Here is a 20,529-nt window from a genome sequence, read left to right as displayed (position 1 = left end):
GACCACCACCTAGTGGAACCGCTCCAGCCAGGAACCGGCGACCGCGTTCAGGCGGTCCTTGTCCAGGCGGTAGGCCCGTTCGCGGCCGCGGAGTTCGACTGCGAGCAGGCCGGCCTCCTGCAATACCCCCAGATGCCGACTGGTGGTGGGCCAGGCACAGTCGAACCGGGAGGCGATCTCGCCGGACGTCATCACCCCACCGCGGGTGTGCAACACCAGCAGAATCGTGCGCCGCGTCTGGTGCGCAAGGGCAGCGAAGACCAGATCCAGGTCCCGGAGATCCTGAGCCCCCCGAGAAGGTTTGACCACCGGCTAGAACCGGACCGGCTCGAAGTGCGGGAACTCCCACTTCGGCCGTCCGTCCCGGTCCTCGAGCAGCGGATCCATCGCTTCCCAGAGGGCCAGCACGTCGGGATGTTCGTGCGCCTGGTCGAACCCGCCGTCGACCCAGGTGAACATCTCGACGTAGGTCGGCTGCCCGAGCTCGCGGAGCACCACCGGCTCGACCTCGGTGACGAACCCCAGCTCGCGCAGCGTTGCCCAGTGCCTGCTCAGCAAGGCCTTGAACTCCGGCTCCTTGTCCGGCCGGGTCCGGTAGGTGCAGAGCACGATTTCATTAGCCATATCGCTAACAATTAGCAAGCTGGCTCAGCTTGTCAAGGCGTCGGATCATCGGGAAACGGGGTGGTTCAGTTCCAGTAGAGCTCGGCGTCGTCCGGCTCGACGGTGACGTCGGCGCCGAGGCGGCGCAGGTTTCCCGCGAAGTCGGTGTAGCCGCGGTGCACGTGGTGCGCGGCGGAGACGAGCGTCTCCCCCTCGGCCGCCAGGCCCGCGATCACCAACGCGGCACCCGCGCGGATGTCGCTGGCGACCACCGGCGCGCCCGACAGCCGCGGTATGCCGCGGACCACCGCGTGATGGCCGTCGGTCTGGATCTGCGCGCCGAGCCGGGTCAACTCCTGGGCGAAGGTGAAACGGCCCTCGAACAGGTTCTCCGTCACCATCGCGGCGCCGTCGCTGAGGGCGTTCATCGCGATCACGAACGCCTGCAGGTCGGTCGCGAAGCCCGGGTACGGCAGGGTGACCACGTCGACCGGCTTCGGGCGGTCGTGCATCACGACCCGGAAGCCGGGGTTCAGCACGGTGATCTCGGCGCCGGCCTTGTGCAGCTTGTCCAGCGGCAGTTCGAGATGCTCGGCGTGACCGTTCGCGATCGTCACGTCGCCCTTGGTGATCGCGGCCGCGAACGCCCAACTCCCGGCCACGATCCGGTCCGGCACCGTGACGTGGTCGACCGGCTTGAGCAGACCCTGCACGCCGGTCACCTCGATCCGCGAGCTGCCGGCGCCGTCGATCTGCGCGCCCATCTCGACCAGCATCGCGGCGATGTCCTGGATCTCAGGCTCCCGCGCCGCGTTCTCGATCACTGTGATGCCCTTGGCCAGCACCGCTGCCATCATGATCGTCTCGGTCGCGCCGACGCTCGGGAAGTCCAGCCAGACCTCGGCGCCGTGCAGTCCCTGCGGCGCCTCGGCGATCACGAAGCCGTGCTCGATGTGCACCTTCGCGCCCATCGCCTCCAGCCCGCCGACGTGCATGTTCAGCCCGCGGGAGCCGATGTTGTCGCCGCCCGGCAGGGCCACCTCGGCGCGGCCGCAGCGGCCGAGCAGCGGTCCGAGCACCGAGATCGACGCGCGCAGCTTACGAACCAGCTCGTAGTCGCACTGGTAGCCGATCTCGGCCGGTACGGCGATCGTGGCGCTCGTCTCGTCGGCATCCACCTTGACCGAGCAGCCCAGGGTGTCCAGCAACTGAGCCATGAAGGTGACGTCCAGAATGCTCGGCACCTGCCGCAGCGTCGTCGTCCCCTCGGCCAGCAACGCCGCCGCCATCAGCTTCAGCACGCTGTTCTTCGCGCCTGCCACCTCGACCGAGCCCTCGAGCCGTGCCTCACCCGCAATCCGAAACCGTTCCACCCGGCGACTGTATCCGCTCCGAGATCTGGGCTTTGCGTAGAGTGCCGTGACATGGCTGTGAACTTGACGCGGATCTATACCCGGACCGGTGACGCCGGCGAGACCCGCCTGGGCGACATGAGCAAGACCACGAAGACCGATCCGCGGCTGGCGGCGTACGGCGAGGTGGACGAGGCGAACTCCTCGATCGGCGTCGCGATCGCGGCCGGGCACCTGAACAGCAGCCTGGTGGTGCTGCTCACGAGGATCCAGAACGACCTGTTCGACGTCGGCGCGGACCTGTGCAACCCGATCGCGGCGAACCCGGAGTACCCGCCGCTGCGCATCACCCAGGACTACATCGACCGGCTCGAAGGCTGGTGCGACGAGTACAACGGCCGCCTGACCAAGCTCCGCTCGTTCATCCTCCCCGGGGGTACGCCGGGCGCCGCCTACCTGAACGTCGCCCGGACCGTCGTCCGCCGCGCGGAACGAGCCGGCTGGGTCGCCGTCGAGGCGCACGGCCCGAGCGTCAATCTGCTCGCCCTGACCTACCTCAACCGGCTGTCCGACCTGCTGTTCATCCTCGGTCGGGTGGCCAACCTCTCCTCCGGCGGCGACGTCCTCTGGGTCCCGGGCGGTGACCGCGGCAAGTGACGGCGCGGCCCCTGTCGGTGTGACGCGACCGCTCGGCTCGGCAATCAAGCCGTTCGTCGCAACGGCTTCGGTCAGGCATTGCGGTGATATCTATTCACTCTTGACTGGTCACCATGACTACTTCCTCCCTGCGCCGGATCGGCGCAAGCATCCTGGTGACGGCGACGGCGGCGGCCGGGTACGTCGCCGCGCCGGACTCGGCGGGACCGGCCGACCTCGCGGCTTCCGGCGGTACGCATCTGGTGACCACGTGGGGCGCCGGCGACGACGTCGCCGGCGGCACTCTCAGCGACGTCACCGTGCGGAACATCCTGCGGACCAGCGTCGGCGGCGACGACCTGCGGATCCGGCTTTCCAACGCGAACGGCGACCAGCCGCTGGTGCTGGACTCGATCTATGTCGGCCGACAGCAGTCCGGTGCTGCCGTGGTCCCTGGATCCAGCCGCCAGTTGACGTTCGGCGGTAAGACGTCGGTCCGGATCCCTCCCGGCTCGATGGCCGTCAGCGACCCGCTGCGAGGCAAGGTCTCGCCGAAGCAGAGCCTGACGGTGAGCGCACACGTGGTCGGGACGAGCGGGATCATCACCGCGCACAACCGCGCCATGCAGCACAGCTACAAGTCGGCTTCCGGTGACCACGCGGCCGACGAGTCGGCGACCGCGTACCAGACGGAGTCCTCGGCCTGGTTCTTCCTCAACGCCGCGATCGTCCGCGCACCAGAGCAGGTCCAGACCGTCGCGACGCTCGGCGACTCGATCACCTCGTCGGTCGGAACCACGATCGACGAGAACCGCCGCTGGCCCGACGTCCTCGCCGACCGGTACAGCAGCCTCCCCGAGCACCGCAGGCTGGCAGTTTCGAACGAGGGCATCTCCGGCAACCGGGTGCTCAACGGTGTCGCCAAGGCCGGCAGCGCCGGAGCGAACGCGCTGTCCCGGCTGGACAAGGACGTGCTGACCAAGCCCGGCGTACGGACGGTCCTGCTCCTCGAAGGCATCAACGACATCTACGCCGGTACGACCGCGGACGAGTTGATCGACGGCTACCGGCAACTGATCGCCCGGGTGCACGCGAGCGGCCGGTGCATCGTCGGCGGCACCCTCACCCCGGTCGGCGGCTCGTTCGTCTTCACCGAGGAGAAGGAGGCCGAGCGGCAGAAGGTCAACCAGTTCATCCGCACCAGCCGTGAGTTCGACGGGGTGGTCGACTTCGACGCCGCCACCCGCGACCCCGCCGAACCGGCCAGGCTGCAGGCCGCCTACAACGGAGGCGACGGCCTGCACCCCAATGACGCAGGCAACTTCGCGATGGGCAACGCCGCGGATCTCGACACCCTGCGCTGTTCCTGAGCGCGGTCAGCCGGGGTGGTGCCAGCGCGGCTCGGCGCCACCCCGGCGGCCCAGCAGCTCGAGGTGTGCCCGCGCCATCCGGACGGTCTGCAAGCAGATCCCGCCGAAGTCGCCCAGCTCGGTGCCGATCGAACCGGCGAGTTCCCGCACCGTCAAAGATCCCTTCCGGCGCAGCGAAGCGGTCGTGAACTCGTGGACGTCGTGCACCCACTCCAGGCTCTGCTCCACCTTCTGCCGCCCCTGATCCGCCGTCAGCACGTCGCCGTGCGACGGCACCAAGGCGTCGAAGTCCAACTCCAGCAGGCGTTGCAGGCCACCGACGTACCGCTCCACGTCGGTGTAGAGCGGCGCCAGCCAGACGTTGCCGTCGAGATATCGCTGGCCACGTCCCTGCACGTCGTCGAACGAGAACAACGTCCGCGACCGTTCATCCAGTACTGCGATGTGGCCGGGGCTGTGTCCGCTGGTGGTGATCACCCGCATCCGGCGATCACCGCTCGGGAGCAGGTCGCCGTCACGCAGCAGCAGGTCGATCCGTACCCGGTCACCGAGCATCTCGAACAGCTCGGCCCGCTCCCGCTCGTCGAGGTCCATCGCCGCCGGGTCGGATCCCCACAGCTCGGACACCAGGGTCTCGTTGTCCTCCAGCCAACCGGCCTCCGCCGCCGGGGCGGCGAGCCGCGCGCCGCTGCGGTCCTTGAGGATCGCGTTGCCGCCCATGTGGTCGGGATGCGCGTGGCTGTTGACGACCAGGGTCAGGTCGGCGAGGTCGTGGCCCAGCTTCTTCAGCTCGGGACCTGTCGCCGCCTCCGGGGTCGAGGCGATCCCCGCATCGAGCAGGACAAGCTCGTCGCCCGCGTCGATGACGTGCAGCCACAACGGCAGGCCGCAGACGTGGGGATAGTCGGTCGCCAGCCGGTGCACACCGGGTGCGAGCTCAGTGGGCATGGGTCACCGTCCTTCGAAGCTGCCGGTTCGCTTCGCCGCGAAGGCCGCCCGGCCCTCCGCGGCGTCCTGGGTGCCCATCGCCACGGCCTGCAGCTCGCGTTCGTACTGGATGGCGGGCTCGAGGCCCATCGACTGCGCGGCGCGCAGGTTGGCCTTGGCGGCCTGGGCGGCGATCGGCGGCCGGGCCGCGATCCGGTGCGCGAGTTCGGTGGCCGCGGGCAACAACTCGTCGGCCGGCAGCACCCGGCTGACCAGGCCGATCCGCAGCGCCTCCGTGGCGTCGATCGGGTCACCGGTCAGCAGCATCATCGCCACGTCGCTCGCGGCCAGACTCGCGGCGAGCAGCGCCGTCACTCCGCCACCACCGATCCAGCCCAGCTTGATCTCGGCCGCCGCGAAGGTCGCCCGCTCGGCGGCCAGCCGGATGTCGCAGGACAGCGCCAGCTCCAGCCCACCACCGAAGGCGTAGCCGTTGACCGCCGCGATCACCGGTGTCCGCAGCGCCCGCAACGCGTCGCAGTAGTCGCGGCGGTTCCGGAAGTGCCACGGGCCGTCGTACCGGTCGAGCTCGGAGATGTCGCTGCCGACGGAGAAGGCCCGCTTCCCCGCCCCGGTCAGCACCACCGCCCGGACGTCGGGGTCGGCGTCGATCCGCGGGATCAGCTCGAGCAGCTGCTCGCTCATCGCCCGGGTCGCCGCGTTCAGCTTGGCCGGCCGGTCCAGCGTCAGCAGCCCGACGTGACCGTCCTGCTCGAAGAGAACCTGACCGTCATCCATGGCTCATCCCACCTCCAGCGCGTCCGGCACCCGGGCGCGGTAGTCCGCTTCGAGGCCGGCGACCGTGGTTTCGGGGTCGGCATCACTTCGCAGGAACTCCCGCACCCGCTCGGACAGTTCGTCCTGGAACGCGATCCAGCCGTCGAACCGCGGCCGCACGTACGCCGACTCCACCGTGGCGCGGGTCGCGGAGTAGTGCCCGTTCCAGTCGGCGTCCACCTCGGCCGACTGCCAGACCGCGGCCGTCGCCGACTGCCCGCCGACCGACGACACGATCCCGGCCTGGGTCGTGAGGTCGAGCAGCGCGCGGACGTAGGTCGTCACCGACAGGACCCGGTCGTATGCCCGAGGGGTGACCGCCAGGCCGGTGCCGCCGAGGGTGCTTCCGCCGTGCCGGTCCGAACCGGTCAGCCGTGGCGCCGGCGCCCAGCCGAGCGGCTGACGTCCGTCGGTGCTCCGGCCATAGGCGGCGTAGCTGAAGACCAGCGGGCAGCACACCAGATCGTTGCTGGCAGCAAGCAGTTCGTGGATCTCGATCGGGTCCAGGGCGGCGGCCCGCTGATCGCTGCGCCGCCAGACCGCCCGCAACAGGTCCAGTGCTCGTGCCGCCCGGTCCCGGATGAGCAGCGTGCGGTGCGACCGGTCGCCGGCCATCGCCAGCAGGGCCAGACCGGCGTGCGGCCGGGCAACGCAGAGCACGATCCCGGCGCGGTCGGCCAACTGAAGGACCTCGGACCAGGTCGTCGGTGGTGCACCCCTGAGCAGGTCCGGCCGCAGCAGGCAGACCTGGGCGGCAGCGTCGAGCGGCAGCGCCCAGCCAAAACCGTGCAAGCGGTAGCTCTCCCAGGTCGGCGGGATCGACGCAGCCCGCCACCGGGACAGATCCCGGGCACCGAAGACATCCTCGACCGGCAGCACCGCCGCGGCCTCGATGGCGGCACCGAGGCCAGGGTGGTCGACGATCAGCAGGTCGTAGCGCTCCGCCAGTTTCGCCAGGGGCGTGGACTCGAACCCGGACAGCGGCTGCCGATCCCAGTGCACTCGGACCCCGGGCGCTCCGCCGGCCGCCTCGAACGCCTCCAGCGGGCGGTAACCGCGAGGGTGATCCCAGGTCAGGCCCCGGAGCTCGACCGTCATTCCGACACCACGATCCCGCGGCCCGACAGGTCCTTGCGCCGCTCGTCGGTCACGCCCAGCTCGGTCAGCAACTCGTCGGTGTGCTCTCCGGTCAACGGCGCCGGTCGCCGGACCTCGGGCGGCGTCCGGCCGAACTTGTAGGGGAAGCCGGGCGTCGTCACCGTTCCCTCGGTCGGGTGCTCGTACGTCACGAACGACCCGTTGTGCCGCACCTGCGGATCCACCTGCACGGCGGCGTAGTCGTACACCGGCCCACACCAGATCCCCCGCTCGCGCAGCCTCTCCAGCCAGTACTCCGTGGGCTGCCGGCGCAACGCGCTCGAGACGGCCAGGGAGATCTCGTCCCGCCGGACGAACCCGTCCCGCTCGGCGTCCAGTCCGCTCAGCTCCGGCGCGTCCAGCACCTCGGCGAGAACGGACAGGTCGGCGAACGCCAACGACAGATAACCGTCGCGCGTGCTGAAGATCCCGTACGGCGCGCGGATGTAGCTGTGCGCGTGGACCTGCTCCGACCGGGTCTGTGGAACCCCGCCCACGGTGTGCACGGACAGCTCCTGCATCTGGAACGCGATCACCGCGTCGAGCATGTTCACCTGGACGAGCTGCCCGTCACCTGTGCGCTCGCGGTGCAGCAGAGCGGCCAGCACTCCCTCGAACGCGCTGTACGCCGTCACCGCGTCGGCGAGGAAGTATGGCGCGGCGACGGGTGGTTCACCTGGACGGCCGGCGCTGAACAGGGCCCCGCTCATCGCCTGGACCAGCAGGTCCTGCCCGGGCCACCCGGCGTACGGCCCGGTCTCGCCGTAGCCGGACACGGACACGTAGACGAGGTCGGGCCTGAGTTGCCGGAGCGTCTCGTAGTCCACGCCGAGCCGTGCCGCGACCCCGGGACGGTAGTTCTGCAGGAACACGTCCGCGGTCCGGACGAGCTCGTACAGCAACTCGCGGCCCTCGTCGCTCTTGAGGTTCACCGCGAGGCTGCGCTTGTTCCGGTTGAGCGACAGGAACGAGGCGTTCACCTCGGTTCCGGTCGCTCCCCCGGCGGCCGTGTGCCGCTGCCACTCGCCGGAGGTCGGCTCGATCTTGACCACGTCGGCGCCGAGGTCGCCGAGCCGCATCGCGGCCAGCGGCCCCGCCATCGCCACCGAGAGGTCGAGCACCCGGTAGCCGTCCAGGATTCCCATTACGTCGCAGTTCCTTACTGTGCGGTCCAGCCGGCGTCCACGGGGAGCACCGCGCCGGTGATGAAAGAGGCATCGTCACTGGCCAGGAAGGCGATCGCGGCGGCGACCTCCTCGGGTTGCCCGATCCGGCCGAGGGCGTGGTGCCGGTCGACCATCGCCTGCATCGCGCCGGGGTCGTCCTCACCGCCGACCTTGCCGTTGCGGATCAGCGGGGTGTCGATCAGGCCGGGCGCCACGCAGTTCGCCCGGATTCCGTCCCGGCCGTGGTCCAGCGCCATCGCCCGGGTCAGGTTCTCCACGCCCGCCTTGGCCGCGCAGTACGCCGACCGGTTCCGCTCGCCGACGGTGCCGATCGCGGACGAGATCGTCACGATCGCACCGCCACCCTGGGCGATGAAACCGGGCAGCACTGACCGGCAGGAGTGGTAGACGCCGGTCAGGTCGACGTCGAGGATCGTCCGCCACTGCTCTGGCGTCGTGTTCGGCACCGTGTCGCAGACGTCCACCCCGGCCGCGCTGACCAGGACATGGATGCTGCCGAGCTCGGCCGTCACCGCCCCGACCACCTCCTCGGTGCGGTCGGGGTCGGTCACGTCCAGGCGGTAGCCGCGGCCGCCGAGCTCCTTGCCCAGTACCTCGGCCGCCACCCCATCGCGGTCAGCCGCGACGACAGTGCCGCCCTCGGCGGCGATCCGCCGGGCGGTGGCCGCCCCGATCCCGGAGGCGGCTCCGGTGATCAGGGCGACCTTTCCCTTGAAACGTTGTGTATCCATGATTCTGACCGGGACCTCAGGGCTTCTCGTAGGGGAAGGACGGCAGCACGCCGATCTCGTCGTACCGCATCCGGGTGTCGTCGAACCCGTCCTCCCAGCTGACGTTCTCGAACGTGTCGCACGGGCCGGCCGACGGACCGTGGTACGGGTCGCTCTCGGTGTTGGTCACCTTGATGTCGGAGAACGCGAACCCACAGCCGCCGAAGTCCATGTGCACGCCGTACGGCTTGGCGTCCGGCATCGAGGGGTCCGCGTTCGCGTCGTCGATGATCAGCTGCGAGACCGACGCGTCCGGGGTGTACGGCGGTTGGTTGCGCACCCCGTACGCATAGAACGGTCCGGTGTCGCCGCTGTCCTTCGCCAGGTGGGACAGCCGGACGTGGTGCACGGTGTTGCCGCCGGTGTAGTTGTCGGCGTTCGGGATCTCCGGTCGCGACTCGATGCTGATGCCGTACCGGGCGCCGTGCTCGACGACCGTGTGGCTCACCTCGTTGCCACCGCTGTTCATGATCTCGACGCCGGCCGAGTCCCCCGGGACCAGCTCGCCGAGGTGGTGGATGTAGTTGTTGGTGAAGGTGTTCTGGCCGGCCAGGTCGCCCTCGCCCGGGTAGCCGCCCTCGACCTTGATGCCGTCGTTGCCGAGGTGCTCGAGCAGGCTGCCGGAGACCGTGGTCCGCTCGTTGGCGAACAACAACTGGATCGCGGTGAAGCCGGTCTGCGAGATGTGCAGATTCGTCAACCGGACTCCGCGGGTGTTGGTGAGGGTGATCGCGCCCCAGCGGTTCCGCGGCAGCTCGATCTGCGTGTCGTACTTGGGGTACTTGTGCTTGAAGCCGGAGCCGCCGGTGCCTTCCCAGCCGTACCGGTACCACTCCATGAAGTCGGTGTTCCGGATCGCCAGCCCGTCCAGGGTCAGGTTCTCCAGCCGCCGGGTGGCCGAGGTACCGGCCAGAGTGAACACCTGGGTCTGCGTCGGGCGTTGCACCCTGACGTTGTCCATCGTGCCGCCGGCCGGCTTGTAGTACAGCTGCTTGGCCTCGTAGTCGAGGTAGTACTCGCCGGCCTGGTCCAGCAGGCTGAGCGAGTTCTGGACGAAGTACCGCGAACCGCCGCCGGAGTTGATGAACCCGTAGCGGGCCGGGTAGATCAGCGTCGTCCGCCGCTTGGTGTAGTTGATGTCCAGCAACGGCACGGTGTCGGTGAACCACGACCAGGAGCCGCCGGACCAGACCGTGACCTGGGCCGGCCACGACGTACCCAGCCGCAGGTCCCAGGCCGGGTCGATGTCACCGGCGTTGAACCCGAGCTGGTCCCGGACCGCCTCCTTCGTCGGGTCGAACAGGATCGAGCGCAGGTACGGCGCCCACTCCTCGTCCGACCGCCGGTTCGGGTACCGCGCGGTGGTGGCGCGCTCGCCGTCGACGTACAGCGTGTAGAACGGCTGGTCGACGTCGACCGGCGCCTTGAAGATGCCGTCCTTGTACGGCGTCCACCCGGTGACCTCGGTGGATGCCTCGAACACCGCCTTCCCCGGACCGTCCGCACTCCGGTAGACGACCTGATGCCCGTTCGACCCGGAGTCACGGTCGTCGAGGGTGATCGTCTTGTCGACCTTGTACGTGCCGGCCTTCAGATTCACCACCAGCTCACACGACATCCGCTGGTTGAGCCCTCGAGCCCGGATGGTGTCCCGGGCATGCTCGATCGTCCGCCACGGTTTCCGTTCGGTTCCCGCGGTCGCGTCGTTCCCACTGGGCGAAACCCAGAACGACTGACACTCCCCTGATCCCTCGGCCGGACCTGCTCCCAGAGCTGAACCTGTGCCAACTACACCGAGAACCACACCTATGACCAATCCAGCAGCTGATCGCATCTCCTTCACCGCCCCGCCACGTCGTACGGGAAAGTGGGCAGCACGCCGATCTTGTCGTACTCCATCTTGGTGGCGTCGAAGCCGGCCACCCAGTTCGCGTTGGTCACCTCGTTGCACTGGTACGACTGGTACTTGTCGTCGGTCACCTGGCCGACCTCGATGTCGGTGAAGCTGAAGCCGCAGCCGCCGGCGTCCATGTGCACGCCGCGGGTGCCGCTGTCCGGCATCGAGGCGTCCGGGATCACGTCGGTGATCACCATCTGCTTCACCGTGTTCTGCACCGGGTGCGGCTCCTGGTTGTCGACACCGTAGGTGTAGAAGGCACCCATGTCGCCGCTGTCCAGACCGGTCTGCTCCAACCGGATATAGGAGAACTTGTTGTTCAGCGCGTACCCCTCGCCGTCCTTCACCTCGGGACGGGCCTCCAGGCTGATGCCGTACCGCGCGCTGTGCTTGACGACGACATGCGAGACCTCGTTGCTGCCGGTGTCCATCAGCTCGATCCCGGCCGCGTCGCCCGGCACCAGTTCGCCGACGTGGTCGATGTAGAGGTTGCTGAACGTGTTGTGGTGAGCCACGTCGCCCTCACCCGGATAGCCGCCCTCGACCTTGATGCCGTCGGCACCGATGTTCTCCAGCAGACTGTCGGAGATCTTCACGTGGTCGTTGGCGGACAGCAGGTAGACACCGTGGTAGCCGGTGTCGCGCAGGTGCAGCCCGGTGAGCTCGACATCGCGGGTGTTGGTCAGCGTCACCGCGCCGAACCGGTTCCGCGTCATCTCGATCTGCCGGTCGTACTCCGGGTACTTGTGCTTCTGGCCGGAGTCGCCCGCGCTGATCCAGCCGGACCGGTACCACTGCATGAAGTCGGTGGACTCGATCCCCAACCCCTCGAAGGCGAGGTCGTGCAGCCGGCGCTCGGGCGTCGCACCGGCCAGAGACAGCACCTGGGTCTGGGTCGGGCGGAGCACCCTCTTGCCGTCCATCGTGCCGCCGCGCGGCTTGTAGTACAGCTCCTTCGTGGCCCAGTCGAGGTAGTACTCGTCCTCGGCGTCGAGCAGATCCAGCGAGTTCTGGACGAAGTACCGCGAACCCGCCCGGGAGTTGATCATCGCGTACCGGGTCCAGTAGTCCAGGATGACCTTGTTGTCCTTCCAGTCCGCGTTCTTGATCGGCACGGTGTCGGTGAACCAGCTCCACGAGCCGCCCGACCAGATCATCAGCTGGGCCGGCCAGTCGGTGTAACTGTTCAGGTTCCAGGTCTCGTCCCACTCCCCCTCGGTGTAGCCGACCTGGTCGCGGACAGCCTCCTTCTCCGGCTCGATCAGGACCGACTCGAGGTACGGCGCCCACTCCTCGTCGGACCGCCTGTTCGGGTACCGCGCGGTGGTGGCGCGCTCGCCGTCGACGTACAGCGTGTAGAACGGCTGGTCGATATCCACCTTTGCCTTGTAGATGCCGTCCTTGTACGGCTCCCAGCCGGTCACTTCCTCGGCGGCCTCGAAGACCGCCTTCCCCGGGCCGTCCGCGCTGCGGTACACGACCTGGTGGCCGTTCGACCCCGAGTCCCGATCGTCGAACGTGATGGTCCTGGCGACCGGGTAGGTCCCGGCCTTCAGGTTGACGACGAGATCGCAGCGCAGGTCCCTGGTCAGGTCCCGGGTGCGGATCACGTCGCGGGCGTGCTCGACGGTGCGCCACGGCTTGGCCTTGGACCCGTTCGCCGCGTCGCTGCCGTTCGGGGCGACCCAGAACGACTGACAGCCGGGGCCGGCGGTGTCGGCGGCCGGTGCACCGACAGCCGATCCCCCGGCGAACGCCAGGGCCGGCAGGACCAGACCGGCCGCGACGCCGAGGGCGATACCCGGCACGACGCCGAGTCTGCGTTTGTTGCCTTGGGGTGACATCTCGGACTTCCCTTCTCCGGGGCGGGTGACCTGTGGGTAAACCTTTGCCCACAGGTCCGGGAAAGGGGCGCGGCCGCGGTGGCCGCGCCCCTGGTGAAGCTCAGTTCTTCGGGACGTCGTACGGGAAGGCCGGCAGCACGCCGATCTTGTCGTACTCCATCTTCGAGGCGTCGAAGCCGGCCACCCAGTCGGCGTTGGTCACCTGGTTGCACTGGTAGGACTGGTACTTCTGGTCGGTCACCCTGCCGACCTGGACGTTGCTGAACGCATAGCCGCAGCCACCGGCGTCCATGTGCACGCCCCGGGTGCCGCCTGCGTCCGGCATCGACGGGTCCGGGATCACGTCGCCGATCACCATCTGGTCGACGGTGTTCCGGATCGGGTGCGGCTCCTGGTTGCCCACGCCGTAGCTGTAGAAGGAACCCATGTCACCGCTGTCCAGGCCGGTCTCCTCCAGCCGGATGTACTTGAACGAGTTGCCGTCGGTGTACTGGTCGCCGTCCTTGACCTCCGGCCGCGACTCCAGGCTGATCCCGTACCGCGCGCTGTGCCTGACCACGATGTTCGAGATCGTGTTGTCGCCGGTGTCCATCAGCTCGATCCCGGCCGCGTCGCCCGGCACCAGCTCGCCGATGTTCGAGATGTAGTTGTTGCTGATCGTGTGATGGTTGCTCAGGTCACCTTCGCCGGGCCAGCCGCCCTCCACCTTGATGCCGTCGGCACCGATGTTCTCCAGCAGGCTGTCGGAGATCTTCACGTGGTCGTTGGCGAACAGCAGGTAGATCCCGGTGAACCCGGTGTCGGACAGATGCAGCCTGGTCAGGTCGATGTTGCTGGTGTTGGTCAGCCGGACCGCGCCGAACCTGTTCCGCGGCAGCTCGATCTGCCGGTCGTACTCCGGGTACCGGTGCTCGTCGCCCGAGTCACCGCCGGCCACCCAGCCGTTGCGGTACCAGCTGACGAAGTCGGAGTACTGCAGACCGAGCCCGTCGAAGCTGACGTCGTGCAACCGGTCCTGCGCCGAGGAGCCGGCCAGGTCGAGGATCGTCTTCACGGTCGGGCGGAGCACCTTGACGCCGTCCATCGTCTCGCCGCGCGGCTTGTAGTAGACCTCACCGGCCTTGAAGTCCATGAAGTACTCGCCCGGCTGGTCCAGGAAGCTCAGCGAGTTCTGGAAGAAGTACCGCGAACCGCCGCGGCTGTTGACCATCGCGTAGCGGGTCCAGTACTTCAGCGTGGTCTGGGTCTTCTTGAAGTTGGTGTCCAGCAGCGGGATCGTGTCGGTGAACCAGCTCCACGAGCCACCGGACCAGATCGTCACCGACGCCTGGCTCATGTCCCAGGCCGGGTCCCAGTCACCCGGCTTGCCCCACAGCCAGTTGTGCACGTCCATCTTGTCCTCTTCGAACAGGATCGACGTCAGGTACGGCGACCAGGTGTCGTCGGAGCCGCGGTTCGGGTACCGCGCGTTGGTGGCGCGCTTGCCGTCCTCGAACAGCGTGTAGAACGGCTTCGACGGGTCGACCTTGGCCTTGTAGATGCCGTCCTTGAACGGCTCCCAGCCCTTGATCTCCTCGGCGCCGGACAGGGTCGCCTTACCCGGGCCGTCGGCGCTGCGGTAGACCACCTTGTGGCCGTTCGCGCCCGAGTCGCGCTGGTCGAACTGGATCGTGCTCGAGACCGGGTAGTCGCCGGCCTTGAGGTTGACCGTGATGTCGCAGCCCATCTTGGCGCTGTCGTTCAGCTTCTTGGCCCGGATCTGGTCGCGGGCCTGGGTGACGGTGCGCCAGGGATCCTCGGCGGTGCCCTTACCGGCGTCATCGCCGTTCGGGGCGACCCAGAAGCTCTCGCACTTGGCGGCACCGGCGGGCTGGGCGCCGAGGTTGACGGCTGCCACGGTCACCAGGGCCATGGCAACCACCCCGGCGCCGGCGCTCACCGCCGTTCGTCGTCGTCTCCACTGCTTGGTCATGGGCGGGTCCTCTCAAAGGGGGATGGGTCCGGCCTCACTCGGCGCCGACGGCGTGGTTGCCGTTCTCCGTGCGCCAGCGTTCGTACTCGAGCCGGGTCTTCTCGTTCAGTGGGTAGTAGTCGCGCAGCGGTGCGCCCTCGTCGATCCGGCGCCGGCTGAACTTCTCCCAGGCGTCGTGCTCGGCCGCGGCCTGCACCACCGACTCGGCCCGCCGCCGCGGTACCACGACGGCGCCATCGTCATCGGCGACCACCAGGTCTCCGGGCAGGGTCAGGACCCCGCCGACCGCGACCGGGACGTTGTACGCCCACGGGAACAGCTCGGACTGCGACGCGTAGTGCGGGGTGGCTCCGGTGGACCAGATCGGCACGTCGAGCTCCGAGACCCGCGGGACGTCGCGGATCCGGCCGTCGACCACGATGCCGGCGCCGCCGCGGAGCTTGAAGTAGCGCACCAGCATGTCGCCGAAGCAGCCGGTGGTGTGGCTGCCGTAGGCCTGAACCACCAGCACGTCGCCGGGCTGGACCTCGTCGAGCACGGCCCACAACGCCGTACTGCGTTCGATGTACTCCTGTGTCTGGCCGTCGGCGATGTCCTCGCGCTGCGGCATGAACTGCAGTGTCAGCGCCCGGCCGACCACCTTCTTGCCGGGGAACATGCTGGTCGGGCCGTCGACGAAGGTCCGGCGGATGCCCTGTCCGTGCAACCGGGCACAGGCGGTGGCCGAGCCGATGGCGGACAGCCGCGACACCAGGCCGGCATCCGGCGCCGGCGGGGTGTCGCCGCGCACCGGCAGGTCCCAGACGGGCGCCGCCGGGGCTTGTTCTGTACCGCTGCTCAAGATCTGTCTCCTCGTGCTCGTGATGGCGTGATCGGGAAAGGTCAGGTCAGTCGGCGGCCGGCGCCAGGTGCGCCGCCCGGTAGGCGTTCCGGGTCAGCTCCAGGTCGAGCCGGATGGTCCGGCCCGGCGGCAGCGTCACCTCAAGGCGGTTGCCGTCGACAACGATCGTCTCGGTGCCGGCCCGCAGGGAGGGCGCCGTGTACGCCGGGGCCGGGCCCGGGTACTCGCCGGTCGCGGTCGTCACCGTCGCGCGGTCGATCCGCTCGGTCCCGAAACCGCCGGCCTGGACGACGACGCGCCGGGTCTGGGTGGCCGACAGGTTCACCAGTTGCAGACCGGTGCGGTCCGGCTCGACCGTGTCGACCAGTGCGGCCACGTCGGCCGGCAGTCCGGGCCGGCCCCGGTCGGGATCGAGGTACAGGATCCGCAGCGGCAGCAGACCGCCGTTGTAGAGCAGTTGCGGCGTCCCGGTGGTCAGCTGCAGCAGGGCCTCGGTGGCGACCGGGTTGTGCCGTTGCCAGTGGTGGACGTGCATGTCGGCCGGATCGGTGCGGTCGGCTTCCATCAGGTCCATCCGGCGCTGCACCTGCGAGAGCGCGACGCCGAGCATCGCCTCCGGGTAGCCCGGGTTGTCACCGGCGAGGTAGGCCAGCCAGGGTGCCTCGTGCCCGGCGTCCTCCTTGTTGCGGAAGTCCCGCACGGTCCGCCAGTCGTAGCCACTGCGTTCCCGCAGCCGGTTCAGCCGCTCGCGGTCCGGCGCCTCGAACGCCGCCTGCCACAGCCACACCGGCAGTCCCAGTTGCGGGGGCTGGTAGTCGAACCAGCCCTCCTCGCCGTAGCGGTTGGGGATCAGCAGGGTCGGGGTCGCGGTGTCGTCGCCGAGCTCGGCCTGCCAGCGGTCGCGGATGCTCATCTCGGTGCCGTCGACGGTGCCGGTGATACCGCGCTCGTACAGGTGATCCAGGAGTTGCCGGGCGAGATCGAGCCTGCTGGGGTCACCCGTCAGGAGTGCGCCGTTCACGGCCGCGACGCAGGCTGCCGAGCCGACGCTGTAGACACCGTGCGGCCAGGCCCAGCCATAGTTCCCGCCATGCCAGCGTCCGTCGTGCAGCTCGCCGACCACGCCGCTGGGACCGACGTTGTCCGGGAGGACGCCGCCGTTCTCCTTGGCCCGCTGCTGCCAGGCGTCGAGGTACTCCAGCGTCCACGCGGCGAACCGGTCGTTGTGGTCGTACAGCCAGGCGTTGGCGGTCAGCGTGGTCGCCGCGAGGTTCACCGCGACGTCGCCGGCACCGAGCCGCCGCACCATCTCCGCGCCCATCAGGTCGGCCTTGGCCGGGTCCTCGAGGTCGGTCCAGGTCCGGATCCCGGGAACACCGGCCAGCGGCAGCCCGAACGGACGCATGCTGGCCAGGCCGGCGCCGAACGACCGCCACTCGTCGTTGATGCCCCGGCGCGGTCCCCCGGCCCCGTTGTGTGGTGCGCGGATGGTCCGGGTGGCAGGGTCGTAGTTGGCGGCCGGCGAACCGGGCAGGTAGAGCTCGGCGAACCGGTACGCCCGGTCCCGGAAGACCTCGTCGCCGGGGTCCGCCGCACACAGCGAGTAGAAGAAGATCATCGACTCGCCGAGGTGGAACCAGTCGTAGCCGCGCTCGAACTCGTCGACCAGGAACCCCAGGTCGGTGAGCTGCCGGGTGACGCCCTCCCAGTGCCACTTGGAGACGTCGAGCAGGTCGTCGGCGCCCCCCAACTGGTAGAGCACAGGCCAGTTCACGAACGCCTCGTAGAAGTCGTCCGCGCCGTCGCGGCTCGGCACCTCCCCGGCGTACCGCAGACTGCCGTCGGGCAGGCAGTAGCGCTCGCGGAAGAGCCACCAGCCCTCGTCCATCACGTCGAACAGCCGGCGCTGCATGATCGCCCAGGCCGGTGGGGTGCCCACTGGGGTCTGCGCGACCACCCGGGGCGGGGCCGCGACCGCAGTTGTTCCGATCATCGTCGTCATCCCTTCGTCGCCCCCGCGGTCAGGCCGCTGATCACGTGCCGCTGCAGCAGCACGAAGACCACCAGCAGTGGCGCCACCGCGAGCAGCAACGTCGGGAAGACGACCGTGTAGTCGGTCGAGTACTGGCTCACCGCGGCGTAGACGCCGGTGGTCACCGTGTAGAGGCCGCTGCCCGGGCCGAGGATGATCTGCGGGTTCACGAAGTCGTTCCACACCGAGAAGGTGTTGAGGATGACCATGGTGACCACGGCCGGTTTCATCAGTGGGAAGACGATCGACCAGAAGATCCGGTGCCTGCCCGCGCCGTCGACCGCGGCCGCCTCGTCCAGGCTGGCCGGCACCGTCATGATGTAGCCGGCGTAGAGGAAGATCGAGAACGGCAGTGTCAACGTCGTCTCGAACAGCACGAACCCGGGGATGGTCCCCATCAGACCGAGGTACTTCAGCGTGTAGACGACCGGGATCACCAGCACCTGGCTGGGGATGAAGGTGCCGGCCACGAACAGCAGCAGGAGCATCCGGAAGCGGCGTTCGGTCCGGCGGGCGATCACGTACGAGACCGGGCCGGCCAGAGCGATCGACAAGAGGTTGACCGAGACCACGAACAGGGCGGTGACGGCGTAGCCCCGGACGATGTCGAAGTCGGGATTGTTCCAGGCCTTCTGCAGGTACTCGGTGGTCAGCAGGTCCGGTGACAGCGAGAACGGGTGGGCGAGGATGTCCTGCTGGGACTTGAACGCGCTCACCACCAGCAGGTACATCGGCACCAGCATCAGCACGCTGGTCAGGATCAGGAAGACGATCCGCCCCGTTCCGCGGAGTCGGACCGGCGCCGGCCGCGCCACGGTGGTGCGGACCCTGGCGAGCCGGATGACGCTCATGACTTCACCCCCTGGTCCGCGCGGGACCGCAGCCGCGCCACGGTGAGCGCCAGACCGGCGGTCACCACCATCAGGACGACGGACTGGGCCGAGCCGAAGCCGAGCGCGTTGTTGTGGAAGGAGTCCCACAGGATCAGGTACGCCGCGGTCTGGGTGGAGCCGGCCGGGCCACCGCCGGTCAACGAGACGACCAGGTCGTAGGTCTTCAGCAGGCTCACCAGCGACAGCACCAGGTTGACCGTGACGACCGGCGCGAGGGCCGGCAGCGTGACGTTCAGGAAGGTCTGCCGCGGTGAGGCGCCGTCGATCCGCGCGGCCTCCAGCAGTTCCCGCGACACCGTCTGCAGACCGGCCAGGTAGAGCACCACGTTGACGCCGAAACCGGCCCAGACCAGGACACCGATCAGGGTGGCCAGCGCCCAGGTCGGGTTCGACAGGAACGGCAGCACCTCGGCGCCGTGCGTGGTCAGGAAGCCGTTGACCACGCCGGAGGTGCCGAGCACCGCGCTCCACAGGAATCCGACCACCAGTGCGCTCAGCACGTGCGGGTAGAACAGCACGACCCGGAAGAACGCGTTCAGCCGGGACGCGGCGTTCACCAGCAGGGCGAAGCCGAGGCCCAGCACGCTCAGCAGTACGGTGCCGACGCCAGCGATCACCAGAGTCACCCACCCGGCCCGGACCGCCTCGTCACGGCGGGCCAGGTCCAGGTAGTTCCGCAGCCCGACCAAGGCCGGGTTGGCGCTGTAGCCGTCCCAGTCGGTCAGGCTCAGATAGATCGAGAGACCGACCGGGACCACGAGCATGACGACGAAGAGCAGCAGCGCGGGACCGACCATGCTCGCGGTGGTCAACCGGTCCCGCAGACGAGCGGCTGCTGCGGTCGAACTCACGACTTCGACCCCATCCAACCGTCGATCCGGGTCGCGACGTCCTGCGCGCTCTTGCCGACGTACAGGCTCTGGACGGCCTTGTTCCACTCGGAGTTGAAGCCCTGCGGCAGTGTGTTGGCGCCGTAACCCTCGCCCTGGGCGACGTGCTTCGGCGCGTCGTCCAGGATGGTCTGCACCTGCCGGCCGAGCGGGCTCAGCCCGTCGGTGAAGCCCTTGCGGAAGTTGCCGTCCTGGGACAGCTGGCTCTGGACGGCGGTCTTGTCGGTGACCAGGAACTGCACCAGCTTGAGCGACAGGTCGCGCTGCTCGGTCGACTTCAGCACCATGTACGGCGCCGCCATCGTCACGCCCTGCGGCCCCGGGTGGGCCTGACCGCCGTCGGTCGGCGCCGGGAACACCCCGAGGTCGAAGGCCGGCTTGGCCGCCTCGGCGGTCCGGACGAACCAGCTGCCCATGATGTACATCGCGGACTTGCCGGACAGGAAGCTGGTCTGCGCGTTCACGTCGTCCAGGCCGAGCGCGTTCTTGTCGACGTACCCGCTCTTGATCCAGGACTCGTAGCGCTGCAGCAGCGGCAGCATCGTCTTGCCGACGGTGAGCTCCTTGCGCTGCACCTTCTGGTACCAGTCCGGGTGCGCGGAGGCGATGGTCGGGTCGCTCAGCTGGAGCAACTGCAACCCGGTGACGTAGTCGCCCGCCGTCTGCAGCGGGAGGTAGCCGGCGGCCTTCAGCTTGCCCATCGCCGCGGTCAGCTCGTCGAGCGTCTTCGGCGGCGCGCTGATGCCGGCCTTGGCGAAGGCGGCTTTGTTGTAGAACACCAGCGACTGGGCCTGCTGACCGACGCCGACCGTGTAGACCTTGCCGTCGAGCGCGGCCTCCTGCGCCAGCGGGGTGTCCTTGGTCCACGCCTGGTCGGTCAGGTCGAGCATCTGCGGGGCGAGCGTCTTGTCGGCCATCAGGGTCTCGACCACGTCCGGGGCGTTGCCGGCAGCGAGCAGCTGCGGAAGGCTGTCCTTCACGCCCTGCCCGGTCGGTGCCTCGATCTTCACGTCGACACCGGGGTTGGCCTGCTCGAACGGCTTGACCAGTTCTTCCCAGTACCCCTTGGTCAGGTTGGGCGTGATGTTCACCAGCATCCGGACGGAGCCGGTACTGCCACCGGAGGAGCCCTCGCCTTCGAAGCCTCCACCTCCGCAGGCTGCCGCGCCCACCAGGATCGCGGCACCGAGAACGACGCCGAGACCTCGGCGCACTGAACGAGTCATGGGTCCTCCAACCGATGTCCCAGCTCCGGGGCGAGCCAGGCCTCACTAGCGATGGACAATGCAAGGGATCGCGCAGAAGTGTCAATCTTTAAACGGCAAACTGGACAGTTTGAGT

General features: G+C 68.8%; 18 protein-coding genes. 2 read left to right on the top strand and 16 right to left on the bottom strand.

The annotated features are described in order from the left end of the window. Nucleotides 1–9: 9 nt before the first annotated feature. The 3 genes from EV644_RS24485 to murA all read right to left on the bottom strand — a co-directional run bounded on the left by EV644_RS24485 (nucleotide 10) and on the right by murA (nucleotide 1,976). Nucleotides 10–309, bottom strand: coding sequence for an ArsR/SmtB family transcription factor (locus EV644_RS24485; RefSeq protein ID WP_199239983.1), 300 nt, complete (start codon nucleotides 307–309; stop codon nucleotides 10–12). A 3-nt stretch (nucleotides 310–312) separates the two neighbouring features. Continuing rightward, nucleotides 313–624 carry a hypothetical protein gene (locus EV644_RS24480; RefSeq protein ID WP_132190918.1) on the bottom strand — a complete coding sequence of 104 codons (312 nt, stop codon included), beginning with the start codon at nucleotides 622–624 and terminating at the stop codon, nucleotides 313–315. A gap of 65 nt (nucleotides 625–689) precedes the next feature. Continuing rightward, nucleotides 690–1,976: a UDP-N-acetylglucosamine 1-carboxyvinyltransferase gene (gene murA, locus EV644_RS24475; RefSeq protein ID WP_132190919.1), complete on the bottom strand. Its 1,287-nt coding sequence runs from the start codon at nucleotides 1,974–1,976 to the stop codon at nucleotides 690–692. 51 nt (nucleotides 1,977–2,027) lie between these two features. On the opposite strand from murA, the gene EV644_RS24470 reads away from it, so the two are divergent. Beyond that, entirely contained in the window at nucleotides 2,028–2,612 is a 585-nt protein-coding gene (locus EV644_RS24470) for a cob(I)yrinic acid a,c-diamide adenosyltransferase (RefSeq protein WP_132190920.1), read from the top strand. Between the two features lie 113 nt (nucleotides 2,613–2,725). After that, nucleotides 2,726–3,961, top strand: coding sequence for an SGNH/GDSL hydrolase family protein (locus EV644_RS24465; RefSeq protein ID WP_132190921.1), 1,236 nt, complete (start codon nucleotides 2,726–2,728; stop codon nucleotides 3,959–3,961). A gap of 6 nt (nucleotides 3,962–3,967) precedes the next feature. Here EV644_RS24465 and EV644_RS24460 read toward each other — a convergent pair whose 3' ends face one another. From EV644_RS24460 to EV644_RS24400, 13 genes are all read right to left on the bottom strand, one after another. After that, the gene (locus tag EV644_RS24460; RefSeq protein ID WP_132190922.1) at nucleotides 3,968–4,909 is read right to left on the bottom strand and encodes an MBL fold metallo-hydrolase; all 942 of its coding nucleotides are present in this window, start codon (nucleotides 4,907–4,909) and stop codon (nucleotides 3,968–3,970) included. 3 nt (nucleotides 4,910–4,912) lie between these two features. Then, nucleotides 4,913–5,686: an enoyl-CoA hydratase/isomerase family protein gene (locus EV644_RS24455; protein WP_132190923.1), complete on the bottom strand. Its 774-nt coding sequence runs from the start codon at nucleotides 5,684–5,686 to the stop codon at nucleotides 4,913–4,915. A 3-nt stretch (nucleotides 5,687–5,689) separates the two neighbouring features. After that, nucleotides 5,690–6,823, bottom strand: a complete 1,134-nt coding sequence (locus EV644_RS24450) for a type 2 periplasmic-binding domain-containing protein (RefSeq protein WP_132190924.1) — start codon at nucleotides 6,821–6,823, stop codon at nucleotides 5,690–5,692. Then, complete coding sequence (locus EV644_RS24445; protein ID WP_132190925.1) at nucleotides 6,820–8,007, bottom strand: CaiB/BaiF CoA transferase family protein; 1,188 nt, start codon at nucleotides 8,005–8,007, stop codon at nucleotides 6,820–6,822. The genes EV644_RS24450 and EV644_RS24445 overlap by 4 nt, the downstream gene beginning before the upstream one ends. 14 nt (nucleotides 8,008–8,021) lie before the next feature. Then, complete coding sequence (locus tag EV644_RS24440) at nucleotides 8,022–8,780, bottom strand: SDR family NAD(P)-dependent oxidoreductase (protein WP_132190926.1); 759 nt, start codon at nucleotides 8,778–8,780, stop codon at nucleotides 8,022–8,024. Between the two features lie 16 nt (nucleotides 8,781–8,796). Further along, on the bottom strand, nucleotides 8,797–10,422 hold the full coding sequence (locus tag EV644_RS24435; protein ID WP_199239982.1) for a right-handed parallel beta-helix repeat-containing protein: 1,626 nt from the start codon (nucleotides 10,420–10,422) through the stop codon (nucleotides 8,797–8,799). A 236-nt stretch (nucleotides 10,423–10,658) separates the two neighbouring features. After that, nucleotides 10,659–12,560 carry a right-handed parallel beta-helix repeat-containing protein gene (locus EV644_RS24430; RefSeq protein WP_132190928.1) on the bottom strand — a complete coding sequence of 634 codons (1,902 nt, stop codon included), beginning with the start codon at nucleotides 12,558–12,560 and terminating at the stop codon, nucleotides 10,659–10,661. Between the two features lie 100 nt (nucleotides 12,561–12,660). Next, complete coding sequence (locus EV644_RS24425) at nucleotides 12,661–14,532, bottom strand: right-handed parallel beta-helix repeat-containing protein (RefSeq protein ID WP_132190929.1); 1,872 nt, start codon at nucleotides 14,530–14,532, stop codon at nucleotides 12,661–12,663. Between the two features lie 34 nt (nucleotides 14,533–14,566). Further along, entirely contained in the window at nucleotides 14,567–15,373 is an 807-nt protein-coding gene (locus EV644_RS24420) for an RraA family protein (RefSeq protein WP_199239981.1), read from the bottom strand. A 46-nt stretch (nucleotides 15,374–15,419) separates the two neighbouring features. Further along, nucleotides 15,420–17,366, bottom strand: coding sequence for a DUF8034 domain-containing protein (locus EV644_RS24415; RefSeq protein WP_132190931.1), 1,947 nt, complete (start codon nucleotides 17,364–17,366; stop codon nucleotides 15,420–15,422). 5 nt (nucleotides 17,367–17,371) lie between these two features. Next, nucleotides 17,372–18,256: a carbohydrate ABC transporter permease gene (locus tag EV644_RS24410; protein ID WP_132190932.1), complete on the bottom strand. Its 885-nt coding sequence runs from the start codon at nucleotides 18,254–18,256 to the stop codon at nucleotides 17,372–17,374. Continuing rightward, nucleotides 18,253–19,149 (bottom strand): carbohydrate ABC transporter permease, encoded by an 897-nt coding sequence (locus EV644_RS24405; RefSeq protein ID WP_199239980.1) that lies wholly within the window; start codon nucleotides 19,147–19,149, stop codon nucleotides 18,253–18,255. The genes EV644_RS24410 and EV644_RS24405 overlap by 4 nt, the downstream gene beginning before the upstream one ends. Then, on the bottom strand, nucleotides 19,146–20,414 hold the full coding sequence (locus EV644_RS24400) for an ABC transporter substrate-binding protein (RefSeq protein WP_132190933.1): 1,269 nt from the start codon (nucleotides 20,412–20,414) through the stop codon (nucleotides 19,146–19,148). The genes EV644_RS24405 and EV644_RS24400 overlap by 4 nt, the downstream gene beginning before the upstream one ends. Nucleotides 20,415–20,529 lie beyond the last annotated feature (115 nt).

Origin of the sequence: Kribbella orskensis, from assembly GCF_004342085.1 — a bacterium.
In the GTDB taxonomy this organism is placed as follows: Bacteria; Actinomycetota; Actinomycetes; order Propionibacteriales; family Kribbellaceae; genus Kribbella; species Kribbella orskensis.
Note: the sequence above shows the minus strand (reverse complement) of the source record. Positions and strands in the feature narration are given on the sequence as shown.